The sequence below is a fragment of the Rhizobium sp. No.120 genome (genome assembly GCF_054558365.1).
The window spans coordinates 485,213-499,851 of the sequence record NZ_BAAJNQ010000002.1 but is presented as its reverse complement, the minus strand read 5'-3'; the positions used below and the strand labels follow the sequence as shown (position 1 = coordinate 499,851).

At 59.3% G+C, this 14,639-nt stretch carries 17 protein-coding genes; 6 read left to right on the top strand and 11 right to left on the bottom strand.

Translation table 11 applies throughout. The features are described 5' to 3' along the window. Positions 1 to 31: 31 nt before the first annotated feature. The 7 genes from flgG to flgF all read right to left on the bottom strand — a co-directional run bounded on the left by flgG (position 32) and on the right by flgF (position 4,970). A complete protein-coding gene (flgG, locus tag ACYJRZ_RS08160; RefSeq protein WP_459457832.1) occupies positions 32 to 820 on the bottom strand; it encodes a flagellar basal-body rod protein FlgG in 789 nt (262 codons plus the stop codon). Between the two features lie 97 nt (positions 821 to 917). After that, the gene (locus ACYJRZ_RS08155) at positions 918 to 1,268 is read right to left on the bottom strand and encodes a flagellar hook-basal body complex protein FliE (RefSeq protein WP_459457830.1); all 351 of its coding nucleotides are present in this window, start codon (positions 1,266 to 1,268) and stop codon (positions 918 to 920) included. After that, positions 1,265 to 1,681 (bottom strand): flagellar basal body rod protein FlgC, encoded by a 417-nt coding sequence (flgC, locus tag ACYJRZ_RS08150; RefSeq protein WP_106996610.1) that lies wholly within the window; start codon positions 1,679 to 1,681, stop codon positions 1,265 to 1,267. Before flgC ends, ACYJRZ_RS08155 begins: the two co-directional genes overlap by 4 nt. Positions 1,682 to 1,697: 16 nt before the next feature. Beyond that, the gene (gene flgB, locus ACYJRZ_RS08145; RefSeq protein ID WP_459457828.1) at positions 1,698 to 2,090 is read right to left on the bottom strand and encodes a flagellar basal body rod protein FlgB; all 393 of its coding nucleotides are present in this window, start codon (positions 2,088 to 2,090) and stop codon (positions 1,698 to 1,700) included. Positions 2,091 to 2,209: 119 nt separating this feature from the next. Then, complete coding sequence (locus ACYJRZ_RS08140; RefSeq protein WP_459457826.1) at positions 2,210 to 2,752, bottom strand: flagellar protein; 543 nt, start codon at positions 2,750 to 2,752, stop codon at positions 2,210 to 2,212. Positions 2,753 to 2,837: 85 nt separating this feature from the next. After that, positions 2,838 to 4,223, bottom strand: a complete 1,386-nt coding sequence (fliI, locus tag ACYJRZ_RS08135) for a flagellar protein export ATPase FliI (protein ID WP_459457824.1) — start codon at positions 4,221 to 4,223, stop codon at positions 2,838 to 2,840. A 12-nt stretch (positions 4,224 to 4,235) separates the two neighbouring features. Continuing rightward, positions 4,236 to 4,970 carry a flagellar basal-body rod protein FlgF gene (gene flgF / locus ACYJRZ_RS08130; protein WP_459457822.1) on the bottom strand — a complete coding sequence of 245 codons (735 nt, stop codon included), beginning with the start codon at positions 4,968 to 4,970 and terminating at the stop codon, positions 4,236 to 4,238. 223 nt (positions 4,971 to 5,193) lie between these two features. Here flgF and motA point away from each other — a divergent pair, with 223 nt between their 5' ends. The 6 genes from motA (at position 5,194) to ACYJRZ_RS08100 (ending at position 10,325) form a co-directional block, all read left to right on the top strand. Beyond that, complete coding sequence (motA, locus tag ACYJRZ_RS08125) at positions 5,194 to 6,066, top strand: flagellar motor stator protein MotA (RefSeq protein WP_015338794.1); 873 nt, start codon at positions 5,194 to 5,196, stop codon at positions 6,064 to 6,066. A 2-nt stretch (positions 6,067 to 6,068) separates the two neighbouring features. After that, a complete protein-coding gene (locus tag ACYJRZ_RS08120; protein WP_459458697.1) occupies positions 6,069 to 7,016 on the top strand; it encodes a FliM/FliN family flagellar motor switch protein in 948 nt (315 codons plus the stop codon). Positions 7,017 to 7,079: 63 nt separating this feature from the next. Further along, positions 7,080 to 7,616 carry a flagellar motor switch protein FliN gene (fliN, locus tag ACYJRZ_RS08115; protein ID WP_459457820.1) on the top strand — a complete coding sequence of 179 codons (537 nt, stop codon included), beginning with the start codon at positions 7,080 to 7,082 and terminating at the stop codon, positions 7,614 to 7,616. Positions 7,617 to 7,666: 50 nt separating this feature from the next. After that, positions 7,667 to 8,710 (top strand): flagellar motor switch protein FliG, encoded by a 1,044-nt coding sequence (fliG, locus tag ACYJRZ_RS08110; RefSeq protein ID WP_459457818.1) that lies wholly within the window; start codon positions 7,667 to 7,669, stop codon positions 8,708 to 8,710. Positions 8,711 to 8,803: 93 nt separating this feature from the next. Then, on the top strand, positions 8,804 to 9,880 hold the full coding sequence (flhB, locus tag ACYJRZ_RS08105; protein ID WP_459457816.1) for a flagellar biosynthesis protein FlhB: 1,077 nt from the start codon (positions 8,804 to 8,806) through the stop codon (positions 9,878 to 9,880). A gap of 4 nt (positions 9,881 to 9,884) precedes the next feature. Next, the gene (locus tag ACYJRZ_RS08100) at positions 9,885 to 10,325 is read left to right on the top strand and encodes a hypothetical protein (protein ID WP_459457814.1); all 441 of its coding nucleotides are present in this window, start codon (positions 9,885 to 9,887) and stop codon (positions 10,323 to 10,325) included. A 49-nt stretch (positions 10,326 to 10,374) separates the two neighbouring features. Here ACYJRZ_RS08100 and visR read toward each other — a convergent pair whose 3' ends face one another. From visR to cheT, 4 genes are all read right to left on the bottom strand, one after another. Continuing rightward, positions 10,375 to 11,121, bottom strand: a complete 747-nt coding sequence (gene visR, locus ACYJRZ_RS08095) for a transcriptional regulator VisR (protein WP_459457812.1) — start codon at positions 11,119 to 11,121, stop codon at positions 10,375 to 10,377. An 11-nt stretch (positions 11,122 to 11,132) separates the two neighbouring features. Then, on the bottom strand, positions 11,133 to 11,870 hold the full coding sequence (gene visN / locus ACYJRZ_RS08090; protein WP_459457810.1) for a transcriptional regulator VisN: 738 nt from the start codon (positions 11,868 to 11,870) through the stop codon (positions 11,133 to 11,135). Between the two features lie 521 nt (positions 11,871 to 12,391). Continuing rightward, entirely contained in the window at positions 12,392 to 14,068 is a 1,677-nt protein-coding gene (gene fliF, locus ACYJRZ_RS08085) for a flagellar basal-body MS-ring/collar protein FliF (RefSeq protein WP_459457808.1), read from the bottom strand. A gap of 166 nt (positions 14,069 to 14,234) precedes the next feature. Beyond that, positions 14,235 to 14,636: a chemotaxis protein CheT gene (cheT, locus tag ACYJRZ_RS08080; RefSeq protein WP_459457806.1), complete on the bottom strand. Its 402-nt coding sequence runs from the start codon at positions 14,634 to 14,636 to the stop codon at positions 14,235 to 14,237. Positions 14,637 to 14,639: the final 3 nt, after the last annotated feature.

Genomic DNA, 14,639 nt, shown 5'->3' with positions numbered 1-14,639 from the left:
GCGAAACCTCATGTTCGGCCCGTCCCTCTCGCTACTTCAGGTTCTTGCTGACGATCTGCGCCATTTCGTCGGCCGTGGTGATGACCTTCGAATTCATCTCATAGGCGCGCTGCGCGGTGATCAGATCGGTGATTTCCTTGACCGGATCGACGTTCGACGATTCGAGATAGAATTGCTTCATATAGCCGAAGCCGTTCTGGTTGGGATCGGAGACCACCGGATCGCCGGAAGCCGGCGTCTGCGTGAACAGATTGCTGCCCATCGGCTGCAGACCGGCTTCGTTGACGAAATTGGCAATCTGCAGCTGGCCGAGCACCGTCGGCGTCGTCGCCGTGCCGATGATTGCAGACACCTGGCCGGACTGGCTGACGGTGAGGCTGGTGGCATTGTTCGGAACGGTGATACCCGGCGCCAATACGTTGCCATCGGGCGTGACGATCTGGCCGGTATCGCTTCTGTTGAAGGAGCCGGCGCGGGTGTAGGCGATCGTGCGATCGGGCATCTGGATCTGGAACCAGCCGCGACCGACAAGGGCGATATCGAGATCGTTCTGCGTCTGCGAAAGCTGGCCCTGAACCTGGATGTTACGCACGGCCACGGTCTGCACGCCGAGACCGATATTGGCGCCTTCCGGCACCACCGCCTGGTTCGGCCTGTTGGCAATGCCCTTAGCACGTTCCGTTTGATAGAGAAGGTCGGAAAACTCGGCGCGCGAGCGCTTGTAACCCGTCGTATTGATGTTCGCGATATTGTTCGCGATCACTTCGAGATTGGTCTGCTGGGCGTCCATGCCCGTCGCGGCAATAGCGAGCGCTCTCATGCTTTCGTCCTTCGAGCCAGGGCGGGATCTCCGAAACCGCGAAGCGGCCTGCGAACAACTCACGCCAAATCAAACAATTAGAGCGGAAAACCCCGCACTAGATCTGCATCTTCGTAATATCGAGAAATGCCGAGACCACCTTGTCGCGCAGCGCGATCGCGGTCTGCAGGGTCTGATCGGCCTGCATGACCTTGTCGACCACTTCGCGGGTGCTCATCGTGCCCTTGATGCCGGCGAAAGAGGCTTTTTCAGCGTCCTTCAGCGAATTGATGGAATCCTTCGCGACATTCGACATGACGGACGCAAAGCTCATTCCGGCATCTACGCCTGCAGCAACGGCAGGCGACGCGTTCAGCGCGCTGGAAGCGGCGGAGGTCAGATCGGTGGCGATGCCGCCGAGGCCGCGGGTCGCAGAGAGGGAGGCTACATTCTTAACCGAGTCGATCATTGGTTCTTCAGCAAATCAATGGTGGAGGAGATGAGATCACGGGCCTGTCTGACCGTCTGCAGATTGGCCTCGTAGGAACGATTGGCCTCTCGCATGTCGGCCATCTCGACCAGAATGTTGACGTTGGGCATCTTGACGTAGCCCTTCTGGTCGGCGGCAGGGTTACTGGGATCGTATTCTTCGACGAACTTGCCCGTGTCCTCGCCGAGTTTCTTGACGCCGACCGTGGTCAGGCCATTGGCGCGATCCATCTCGGCACCGAACGTCACGGTCTTGCGCCGATAGGGATCGGCACCCGGCGTGTCGCCCGTCGAGCGGGCATTGGCGATATTTTCGGAGACGATACGCAGACGAGTCGATTGAGCCTCCAGGCCGGAGCCTGCAATTTTCAATGCGGCTGATAAGGGGTCCATGACATCTTCACTTCATCTATTGTTTTACGGCCATCAACATCATGCGATGAAAGGAGCCGACGAGGGCGGTGTTCAAGCTGTACTGGCGCTTGATGTCACCGGCCTTGGCGAGCTCGTCCTCCAGGCCGACGGTATTACCCGACTCCTGGACGCCAATTTCCTGGTTGAGCGACGCCTCTTCGACGTTGACGTTGCCGCTCGTGCTGAATTCGTTGCCCGAAAGATGCGCCGGATTGGTCCGGACCATGTTGACGTTCTGGTTGTCCAGAACTGCCTGGAACGGCGTGACATCCTTGGCGCGAAACTTCGGGGTATTGGCATTGGCGATATTGCCGGCAACAACCTGCTGACGCACCTGGAGCCACTCCGCTTGTCGCGAGGCCAGGTCAAAGAGCTGAATGGGTTGCATGGGCTTCTCTCCGTTCTTACACTGTGAATCTAGCGGGATAATCTTGCGTGGGACTTGCGGGAAATGCGTTCCCGTAAAGTCTTCGAAGTGCCTGAAATCCAGGCGATTCCGTGTTTGCTTCAATTGCTGCCGTAGACATCGCCCGTCGAGGTGACGATGACCCATTTTCCTTCTCGTTGCTCGATCGAAGCCAGCCGGCTGTTATCCGGCAGAAGCGATCCGACGCGCACGACATACATGCCGGTGTCGTCCTCGATCAGAGCGCGGCCATTGGCGACATGCAGAAGCTGGAAGGCAGACTTGCCGGGGAACGGCTGGTCGGCCGGCGGCCCCTTGTCATCCTCGCGGCCGGTATTGCTGACCGTTGCCGTCGTCAGTGGATCGGGAATGAGATCCTTCGGTTGCGAGGGATTCTTGTTGGCCATGGCAAGCGGCGAAACGCTGACAACGGGGCGGCCAGGCCAATTCGGCAGATCGCGGGTGCGATCGCCTTCGGCCACCTGGATGCCGAATTTATCCGGGTTCAGAAAGACATACCAAGGGAAGAAGGCAGAGGCCCCTGCCAGCGCCAGTCCCGTAAAGGCCAGAGCCTTGTCCGCAACGGTTCGCTTTCTTGCCGATTTCGGCGGGGCGACCGGTTCGTCTGCGTCGGATTCTCTCACTTGCGGCCTCTTTTTCAGCATGACATTCGGCAGTGTTCGACAGGCTTGCGGACAGGAAAAGACGAAGTAGTGCTGCGCACGGTCATCACTTCGCCCGGGCGGGGACGCCGCCCGAAGCATTCCTGAGGGCCGTCGCGAGATCGGTAAAAGCATCGGCCGACGGCTCTTCGCCGGGCGTCTGCTTTAAGACGTCATAGATAATCGGCACCTGGCGCACCGCGATATCGAGATCGGCGTCGGCGCCCTGGCGATAGCCGCCGATCAGGCGCAAATCACGCGTTTCCTCGTAGCGATGCACCAACGCCTTCAAGCGCGAAACCAGCTTTTCCTGATCCGAGGTCCAGGCCTTGCGCGCCAGACGCGATACGGATGCCAGCGGATCGATGGGCGGATAGCGCCCCTCTTCGGCGAGGCTGCGCTGCAGCACGATGTGACCATCGAGAATGCCACGGGTGGAATCGGCGATGGGGTCGTTGTGATTGTCGCCATCGACCAGGATCGAGATGATGGCGGTGATGGTGCCGGTCCCTTCCGGTCCGGGACCGGCCCGCTCGAGGAGTCGTGGCAGCTCGGTGAAGACGGATGCCGGATATCCGCGTGCGATCGGCGGCTCGCCGGATGCGGTCGCTACTTCGCGGATGGCGTGGGCAAAGCGGGTGATGCTGTCGACAATCAGGAGAACGTTATCGCCCCTGTCGCGGAAATGTTCGGCGATGGTGATGGCCGAAAGCGGCGCCATCTTACGCAACATCGGGCTCTCGTCGCTGGTCGCCACGACGGCGACCGATTTCTGCATATGCGAACCCAGCGTATCCTCGATGAATTCGCGCACTTCGCGGCCGCGTTCGCCCACAAGCGCAATCACGACCTTGTCGAAAGCGTCAGCCCTCGCCAACATCGACAGCAGCGTCGATTTGCCGACGCCGGAGCCGGCGAAGATGCCGAGGCGCTGGCCAAGGCAGAGCGGCGAAAAAATATCAATGGCGCGGACACCGGTCCTGAAGCCGGTTTCCACGCGCTTGCGCATCATCGATGGCGGGGCCGTGTTGGAGATCGAGCGCGGTTCCAGACCCGATGCCAGGGGACCAAGTCCGTCGATCGGCTCGCCGAGCGAATTGATCGTGCGGCCGCACCAGCTGTTATCGGGCGCGATACGGAAAGCGCCCTTGCGGATGACGGTGTCCTGGATTCCGATAGGCTCGCCCGGCTCGATCGGACAGACATAGGTGAGTTCGGGCTCGACGCGCACAACTTCACCGAGATGGACGCCCGTCGGCGACCGGTGCGCGACGAAGTCGCCGAGGCGCACCTGCCTGGAAAGTCCGGCAACCGTATAATGCCCAGCGGCGATGGTGCGCACATGACCGCCATGCGCCACGGCATTCTCCGCCAACGCATATTGGCCCGCCAAAACGGCCATATGCGAAAGCTTCGGCGACACCGCGCCCTCCGGCAACCGATCCTCGACCATGACAAGCCTTCTTTACTGGCTGCCGCCGAGGGTTTTGATTGCGTCGGTGAGCGTGCCTTCGCTGCTGCTGGTGAGCGTGCTGATATTGTCGAAGGCGCGGCTGACCTCGATGAGGTTGGTCATTTCCCGCATGCCGTTAACATTGGAGTTTTCGAGATAGCCCTGTGCGATACCGATATTCGAGCGGTCGATCACCGGCTGCGGCGTATCGGTCGGCAGGATGCCGCTGTTTTCGTAACGCAGGAAGCCCTTGCTGATATCGGAGCTGTAGAGGCCGATCTGCCCCATTCGCCGGCCGTTCTGCGTGATCGTGCCGTTTGACGAAACGCTCGGCGGACCGCCGGCGGGATCGAGCTGTATCGGCGCGCCGCCCGGATCGAGAACCGGGAAGCCACGCGTGGAAACCAGCGCGCCGCTTTCGGTCATGGTGAAGCGGCCGTCGCGCGTCACCACCAGGCCGGCCGGCGTATTCAGGCCGAAATAGGCGTCGCCCTTGACGGCGAAATCGAAGAGATTGCCGGTATTCTGGAGTTCGCCATTGTCGGTGGAGAGATAGTCGTTGCCCTGAGAAACGAAGGCGACCTTGGCGTTAAGCTTGTTTTGCGTATTGCTGAGAACCTGATCGAACTTGACTTCGGTACCCCGGAAGCCCGTCGTGTTCACGTTGGCCAAATTGTCGGCGATCGTCGTCAAACGCCGCTCGAGCGCCATCTGGGATGACAGCGCGACATAAATACCAGACTGCATTTTCAACGCCCTCCGGACATTGGAGAATAACGGGAAAGGAAACGCCGCAGGCGCTCCTACATTTCGTTAGCGGGGCATGGATGCCCTTACCCGCCATCCTGAGGGGCTTGGCTTGTGCGAAGCTGACAAGGCAAAAAGGACATGCACACGCCCATCGAACAGCCTCACGCAAGGCAGCTCCCCTAGTTCATCACATGAAGCAACGTTCAGGTGTGGACCGACGATGAATATTATTATCGGATTTGTAGTGACCTGCGGCTGCATCATAGGCAGCTTCATGGCTATGGGCGGAGATGTAGGCGCGCTGTTCCAGCCCTTCGAATTCGTCATTATCGCAGGCGCCGGTCTCGGCGGCTTCATCATGGCCAATCCGATGAAAGTGGTGAAGGATTCCGGCAAAGCGCTCGGAGAGGCCTTCCGCCATGCGGTTCCCAAGGAGCGCGACTATCTCGACACGCTCGGCGTACTTTATGCACTGATGCGCGATCTGCGCACCAAGTCGCGCAACGAGATCGAAGCCCATATCGACAATCCCGATGAATCGGCGATCTTCAAGGCTGCTCCGACGGTGTTGAAGAACAAGGATCTGACGGCTTTCATCTGCGACTATGTCCGCCTCATCATCATCGGCAATGCCCGCTCGCACGAGATCGAGGCGCTGATGGACGAAGAGCTTGAGACGATGCAGCACGACAAGATGAAGCCCTATCATTCGATCACGATCATGGGCGATTCCTTCCCGGCGATCGGTATCGTCGCGGCGGTTCTCGGCGTGATCAAGGCGATGAGCCACATCAACGAATCCCCCGAGGTGCTCGGCCATCTCATCGGTTCTGCGCTGGTCGGCACCTTCCTCGGCATCATCCTGTCCTATTCCGTCTGCGCGCCGCTGGTTTCCCAGATAAAGGTCGTGCGCAACAAGCAGCATCGCCTCTACGTCATCGTGAAGCAGACGCTGCTCGCCTATATGAACGGATCGGTGCCGCAGGTCGCTCTCGAATACGGCCGCAAGACCATCTCTTCCTACGAACGCCCGTCGATCGATGCCGTCGAGCAGGAAATGATGAACCCCGGCGGTGAGAGCAAGGCAGCCTGACAATCATGAGCCAGCAATCCGCGCATAGGGCACAGACCATGGAACGCACCCTTTTTGCCAAACTCACCGGCAACCTCGGCGATCAGGCAACGCTTGCGAAACTCGGCACTGCCCTCGCCCAGGTCTATGCAGAATTCCTGCCCGACATCATCAAGACCGAGACGGGCCTGGAGATCAACATCGCCTATGCCGGCTGTCAATCCGGCTCGATAAACGAGCTGATTGCCGGGCTTGGCGGCAATCACGCACTGGTCAACGGCTCGCTGCGCAACTGGGCCCCCAATTTCATCATCGGCTGCGGCGCCGGCTTCATCATGACGCTGATGGAGCATATGCTGGGCGCGCGCGCCGAAGATATGGAAGCGCCGCTCGTGCGCCCGCTTTCGGTGATCGAGCTTGATCTTTCCGTCATGGTGTTCGAAAAGATCGCCAAAGTGCTTCGCTCGGCGGTGAATGCAGCCGGCGGCTTCGAGCCCTACCTCGACCCGCCCTACAATATCGAGGACCGCCCGGCCGCCATCGGTGACAATGGTAGCGATTTTGCCGCTGCGATCACAATGACGATCTCGCTCGGCAAGTCGATTTCCCAGATCGTTATCATCGCACCGCAACGCGACCTGCTGCGCACCGTCGTCAGCACGCCTCGCGCCAAGAACCCGACAGCAGCTTCCCAGGCATGGTCGGAACAGCTCAGCGAGCAGGTGCGCCGCTCCCAGGTGACCCTCGAGGCACGAGTTCGGCTCGAATCGCTGACGCTCGACACCATTTCCAAGCTTGCGGTCGGCGATGTCATTCCCTTCATGGACACTGGCGATGTCCGCGTCGAAGTCAGCGCCAACAGCAAAGACCTCTACATCTGCGAATTCGGCCGCTCCGGCGAAAATTATACGGTGCGCGTCAAGGATAACGTCAATTCCGACGACGAGCTTATCAGACACTTGATGAATTGATCGGCTGGCGCGTGATCCCGCACACGGCAGCTTGAGGCAAGTTTCAACTGGAATAGTGATTTCATGGCTACGAAGACGACACAGCAAAGCAGCGAGGAATCGCTGGAGATTTCTAACAGCGATGCCGCCTTGGACGAGGCCATCGATGGTCTGCGCGGCGTTCTGAAAAAAGATAATGAAGGCGGCCTGCCCAACTTCGAGACCGACGCATTCGGCGCCGAAACGGGCACGGACCTTTCCACCTTCGGCGACTTCGGCGACGACAGCTCCGCTCCGGCCTTCGATGACGACGAGTTCGGCATCGCTTCCGCGGCAGCCGCACCAGCCGCCCCCGGCAGCGCGCTGACGGCCAATATGGACTTGATCATGGACATCCCGATCGACGTCCAGATCGTGCTCGGCAGCAGCCGCATGCCGGTATCCGGCTTGATGAACTTGAGCGAGGGCGCAATCATCGCGCTCGACAAGAAGATCGGCGAGCCGGTCGAAATTACCGTGAACGGCCGCAAAATCGGCCGGGGCGAGATTACCGTTCTGGAACATGACGACACCAGATTCGGCATCAAGCTCACTGAAATTTATAACGCCAAGAAAAGCTGAACCCGGCTCAGGATGAGCCCACTCCCCCTTGCGGGACGGAGACGAAGACCATGATGGACTTTGACGATTTCAGCGGCGCGATCGCCGAGAAACCGTTATCTCAGACTGAAAAGGCAGCAGCCGTCCTTCTCGCCATGGGCAAGCAAGTGGCTGGACGGCTGCTGAAATACTTCACGCAGGCCGAGTTGCAGATGATCATCGCCTCGGCGCAATCACTGCGGGTTATTCCACCGGACGAGCTGGCACAGCTTGTGGCGGAATTCGAAGACCTCTTCACCGAAGGCGCGGGCCTGATGGACAATGCCAAGGCCATCGAGAGCATTCTCGAAGAGGGCCTGACGCCCGACGAGGTCGACAGCCTGCTCGGCCGCCGTACCGCCTTCCAAGCTTACGAAACCTCCATCTGGGATCGCCTGGGCGAGGCCGATCCGGTCTTCGTTGCCAAGTTCTTCCTGCGCGAACATCCTCAGACGATCGCCTATGTGCTCTCGATGATGCCTTCGGCCTTCGGTGCCAAGATCCTGCTGCAGCTTCCCGAAGCACAGCGCGCCGACATCATGAACCGCACGGTCAACATCAAAGATGTCAGCCCGAAGGCTGCCCAGATCATCGAGAACCGCGTGCTCGGGCTGATGGCGGAGATCGACGCCGAACGCAACGCCTCCGGCTCCACGAAGGTCGCCGACCTGATGAACGAACTCGACAAGCCTGTGGTCGATACCCTGCTGAGCTCGCTGGAATCGATCAACAAGGAATCGGTCGACAAGGTTCGTCCGAAGATCTTCCTCTTCGACGATCTCACGCGCATGCCGCAGCCGAGCCGCGTCCTGCTGCTCAACGACATCGCCGCCGACATCCTAACGATGGCGTTGCGGGGATCCGGCAACGAAATCCGCGAGATCGTGCTGTCCTCGATCAGCCCGCGTCAGCGCCGCATGATCGAATCCGACCTGCAGATGGGCAATACCGGCATCAACCCGCGCGAAATCGCGATTGCACGCCGCGCCATCGCCCAGGAAGCCATCCGTCTCGCCAATTCCGGCCAGATCGAGCTCAAGGCCAAGGAAAATACGCCTGTGGAAGAAGCCGCATAAGCGCGGCGCGACTCAGCCAAAACATCGTAAACTGATGATCTGAGGGCCGCGCATCACGCGCGGCCTCTTTCCGTTTCGCAAAGGGCGGCTGCTTTGGCTGACGAAGACAAGGACAGTAAAACAGAAAAACCGACGGAGAAAAAACTCCGCGACACGATCGAGAAGGGCAATGTCCCTCACTCCAGGGAAGCGACGCTCTTTGCTTCCATGCTCGCGACCGTCATCTACGTCACTTTCTTTCTGCCCGAGCGCATGGGCCGCATGGGCGAGGTGCTCCGCGACCTCTTCGAAAAGCCGGACCAATGGCAGCTGGAGACAGGCCCGGACGCCATCTCGCTCTTTACCCGCATAGGCTGGGAAGTCGGCAACCTGGTGCTACCGGCGGTTTTGCTCTTTTTCGTCTTCGGCATCGGCGCTTCGATCTTTCAGAACCTGCCGACCCCCGTTCTCGAACGAATCAGGCCACAGTTTTCGCGCATATCGCCTGCGAAAGGGTTCACGCGCATCTTCAGCGCCACCGGCCTGGTAGAATTCGGCAAATCCCTCGCCAAAATCGTGCTTGTCAGTATCGTCATGTTTTTCGTGCTGCGCAGCCAGTATTTCCATGCGATCGATTCGATGGTGTCCGACCCGCAGACAATCTTCGTGCGCCTCTCGACGGTCGTCCAGCGCATCCTGATCATCGTGCTGCTGGCGACGGTCGTCGTCGGCATCGCCGACCTGTTGTGGAGCCGACATCACTGGTTCGACCAATTGAAGATGACGAAACAGGAGGTCAAGGACGAACACAAGCAGTCGCAAGGTGACCCGATCGTCAAATCGCGCCAGCGCTCGATCGCGCGCGACCGCGCCCGCCGCCGCATGATGAAGCAGGTGCCGCGCGCAACGCTCGTCATCGCCAACCCGACTCACTTTGCCGTCGCGCTGCGTTATGTGCGTGAGGAAAACGACGCTCCCGTCGTCGTCGCGAAGGGCCAAGATCTGATCGCGTTGAAAATCAGGGAGATAGCCGAGGCCAACAATATTCCCGTTTTCGAAGATCCGCCGCTCGCACGCTCCATGTTTGCGCAAGTCTCGGTTGATAGCGTCATACCATCAGCATTTTACAAAGCTGTCGCAGAACTCATCCATCGGGTCTATGCGGCGCAGACTAAAAAACGGGTACGATAACCAAATGAAAAAATGCCCCTACTCTGCCCAACGCGAACAAATACTAGCCGAAGCCATCAGCCCGGTCGCAAGCGAATTGCGCCTTCTCGATGCCGCCGATCTGATCTCGCTGCTGCGCTTCGAACGATATGGCAATCTCGGTGATCTCGTCGCCTCGGCGGCTGAGCTTTATTTTCTTCCCGGCACGGTCAACTTCGGGCTCGGCGGCGACTACAAGCTCGAGTGGGGCGGACCGGCGGAAGTGACGATCGATCTGGAGATCAAGCCGCGGGGCATCACGGTCTATGCCAAGCTCGTGCTGACGGAGCATCATGCGGGTATCGAAATCAACCACATCGCGTTCGACAAGGCCTCGTCCGACCCGGATGAAAATACGGCCCTGCTTGCACGCAGCCTGAGAGACGCACGTTATCTCGTCCGCGGCGAAGCGGCACACGCAGTCTGAAAAATCCAGCATTGCAAGACTTGCGAGGATGGTCCGTTCCGGTGCCGCGTCAGCTTATGTAGCCGAAGCGGATCGCCTTTGCGATTGCCTGGATGCGGTTGACGCTATCGAGCTTGATCGTCGCCGATCCGAGATAGGCATTGACCGTATGCACCGACAATCCCAGTTTCTCGGCAATCTCCTCGCTGATACGCCCATCGCCGGCAAGCTGCAGACAGGCGATTTCGCGCTCGCTCAGCGCTTCGGCAGCTTGTGACCGGCGTTCATCCAGTGACAAGAGCTCCATCATGAGCTGGCAGCTGCGGCCATGCAGCTCGACGATCATATCGCTCGAAAGGTCCATGAACTTGGCCGTGAAGACGATATAGCCATTGCCGACGGCACCGAGCCGCACGGGAAAGGCAACGCCGGCAAAGGGCAGGAGATGCGGCTTCAGTCGCTGCGTGAAGGCGGCAAAATCCGGTGTCTCGGCCGTGCTGTCGCTATCGCGCCCGTTCCACATCAGCGGCAGCAGCGATTTGTCGATATGCTCGATCAGCGCTTCGCCATAGGCCTCCAAGAAGGATTTGCCGACGATCGAGTTGGCCGAGCCCCAATTATCGAGCTCGCATACGAGGCGCTGTTTGTGCGGCAGGCCCGAGCCGTGCAGCCGATAAACGGCGAAATGCTGCGCATCGATCAGCTTCTGCATCGACACGAGCTTTGGGAACAGGTCGGAGCGGCCGGAGATCCGCCCGGAACGGGTAAGCCGCGATTCGCTCGGCATACCCATTGTCCTGTCTGGCTGATAGCGCATCCGGTCGGCCCTTAAACGAGATTGTTGCGCACGGCGAAAGCGATCGCTTCCGAGCGGGTCTTGGTCGCGGTCTTGCGCATGACACTGGTGATGTAATTATTGATGGTATTGCGCGAGATCCCGAGAATCATGGCGATCTCGTCGCTTGTCTTGCCTTCGGCGATCCAGAACAGGCATTCCAATTCGCGCTCGGTCAGCTCGAAATCACGCTCCAGCTTACCTTCGAAGCAACGCGTCGAGCTGGCGAGATAGCCGGCCAGGAGGCCGACGTCCCTCAGCCGCTCGGGCGAAAGTATTGCAGCTTCATTCGCCAGCAGCAGCAAGGAGAAGCGCGTTCGGCCAACGTTGAACGTCAAGGCGTGATACTGACGGCCTATACCATCGGGCAGCGAAACTTCATCGGGCAGGGCCGCCAGGCTCGGCTGAAATAGCGCCATGCATTTTTCCAGCTCGCCGATACGGCCATAACCGCTCGTCAGTTCCGTCGCCAGGCGCCGAACGAGATCGAAGGGCCAATCGGAGGCAATCACGAAGTCGAGACCGCTTTCCTGGATGAGATCGGATCGGACAAGAAGATAATGGGAGGCACCGGCATAGCTCGCCAAAGCATGAAGACCGGCTTGCAGATAGGCTGGGCCGGACACGGCACTCAGTTGCAGGACGAGCTGCTCGCGCGAGATGGCTTTGGCGGGCACGCTCGATCGCGCATCCCTATCGCCTTTGCTTACCTGCGATATCTGCATGTCCATACTTGCATTTCCTGCCGCTGTTGGACGATCGGCCGTCAACGAGAGCATTGTTCCGTCAGAACCCAATCCCTTCACCTCAGAGAACCGGCGACGAATCTCGACAAAACATCGAAGCCGGATCTTTCTCTACCGCGGCACGAACACATCCCGGCGGATTCGGGAAGATGAGCATGGCTCATCTTTGAATTCGACATCCGCAATCGTGCCGGCATATATCGCCGCAAACACGAACCGCGAACCATGGACTAATCTTCCCGCTTCGAAAGTTACGAACTTAGACATACGAAACGCCGAGATGCGGGCCGAATCGTTCCATTTATTCATGTATTACGTAATAAGCATAGTATTTGTAAGTCGATTCTTCATACCCAACAACCGCATGTCCTTTGAATTCCATCTTACGAACACGTCAATTCGGCTTATAGCGACTAATTGATCACAGGTTCATATCGACAGTGCGGTGGGGTCAAATGCCACCTGCCCGAATAAAAAAAGGACCGGGAGATTTCCCGGTCCTTCCGTCAGGCGGCCTGGTCGACGGCCCATTTTCTGAGGATCTTTGCAGCGCGCTCTTCGCTGATTTCCACCATGCGAGACAAGCGGCGCTCCGGCCCTTCCTTGACGCGGCGGTTGAAGGTGCCGGCATCGTCGCCCGTCGTTAGCAGGTCGTCGGTGCTGTCGAAGCCGAAGTCCGACCCGAAACCGTCCATCAGCGCCGCGCCAGGGCCGCCTACCGCCGGCGCGAAGTCCGGCAGCTCGAGGCCGGCCGCTTCCGGCAGCGCTGCACCGCCATTTGCACCACCGAGCGAGCGGATCAGCGGACGGAAGCCCATCCAGACGATCAGGACAGCGACGGCGACGAAGGCCAGCGAGTTGATAATACCAGCCATGTTGCGGCTTAGCATATCGGTTATGCTGAAGCCGGAGGAGGTATCTTCAAGCAGCTGACTGTCGAGGAAGTTCATGGCGTTGACGGTGACGACGTCGCCGCGAGCCGGATCGACGCCCGCTGCCGTTGCCACGATCTTCTGCATCTCCGCGATATAAGCATCGACCTTCGCCTGGTCGGCACCTTCGCCGACCATTTGCGCGATGCGCCCCTTGTTCACCACCACGGCGACGGAAAGCTTCTCGATCTTGTAGCTGTTGCGGGTCGTGGCCGTCGTCTTGCTATTGATTTCGTAGTTGGTCTGCTCCTCGCGCTTGTCGGACTGGTCGTTCGACGTCGGCGAGTTGCCGCCGGATTTCGGTGCCGCCTGCGGGATATTCTGCTCCACGGTGGCTGCCGTGTCCGGCTGGCTTTGCTGCGACTTCTGCGCTTCCTTCACGGTGCGAACGGAGCGCTCGACCTTCGAGTCGGGATCGAAGGTGGTTTCCTGCACCTGCTGGCTGTCGGTATTCAACTGCGCCGTCACGCTGGAGCGGAAATTGTCCATGCCGAGGAAGGGCGCCAGGGCCTTGTCGATGTTGGATTCGACTTCGCTCTGGACGTTCTGCACGATGCTGAGATTACGGCTCAGCGCACCGTTGCCGGGATCATCGCCCGATGCGAGGAGCTGGCCAGTGGAATCGAGGATAGTGACGTCGTCGACTTCCAGGCCGGGAACGGCGGAGGCGACGAGATGGCGGATGGCCGAAGCCGACTTGCGGGCAGCCTCCGCGCTCGCACGGATCATGACGGATGCCGTCGGCTTCTGATCCGCTTTCCGGAAATTGCCGACATCCTGCATGACGATGTGCACGCGGGCAGCGCTGATACCCGCGATCGAGGTGATGGTGCGGCTGATTTCACCTTCAAGAGCACGTACGCGGGTCACCTCCTGCATGAAAGAAGTCAGACCGAGTGACCCGACATTGTCGAAGAGCTCATAGCCGGCCTTGCCACTGGTGGGCAGGCCGCGCTCGGCGAGAAGTGCGCGGGCCTTGCCGGTCATGCCTGCCGGAACGGTCAGGCTGGAACCATCCGTACCGACCTGGAAATTGATCTTGGCTTCAGCAAGCGCGATGCTGATCTGATTGAGATCCGTGGCATCCAGGCCGACATATAGCGTCTCCTGGGCGGGCTTGTTGACGTAAAGGGCCGCAAAAAGGATCAACAGCATGGAGGCGGCGCCCACGCCTCCCAGGATCATCAGCCGCGTTCTCCCGAGATTCTGCAGATTCCGAAACAGGGGAACTAATTGATTTAACAGATTCATTCTGTTCTCGCACGATTCGTCAAAGACCTGATGGCTTTGTAACCTGCTGCGAAAATAGAAATCGAAACTTGTGCGAACGTTTCGTCCGGCAAGAAAAGCCTAGGAAAAAGCCGGAAAGAATCGGAGGATTACATAAGAAAAACAGTATCTATCGCCGGTGGCGCAATCAGAAGAAGTCGAAATCGCCGGCAGCCTTTGCCGCAGGTTGAGCCGCGGAGGGGGAATGCGCGTGAAAACTGCCGCCGCTAAGCGCCCTTTGCATTTCCGTGAGCTTCACGAGGCTTAGCGCCGTTGCCAGATCCACCGTCCAGGCATCGGGCATGGTCCCGGCAATGGTATCGATGAATTCGGCGATGCCGCGTGTCTTCTGCACCGCGAGATCAATGCCCTGGACGACCTTCATGGCCTCAGGCGAGGCCAGTATGTTGGTATCGCTGATATCGAGCAGCTGAGGTTCGACACGTTCGATCAGATAGGCGATGTCATGCAATTCGGAAACGATGCGCAGAAGGATAGCCGGAAGCGTCTCCTCGATGGCAGCCATCTCAACGCGCTGGAAAGGGGTCATGCG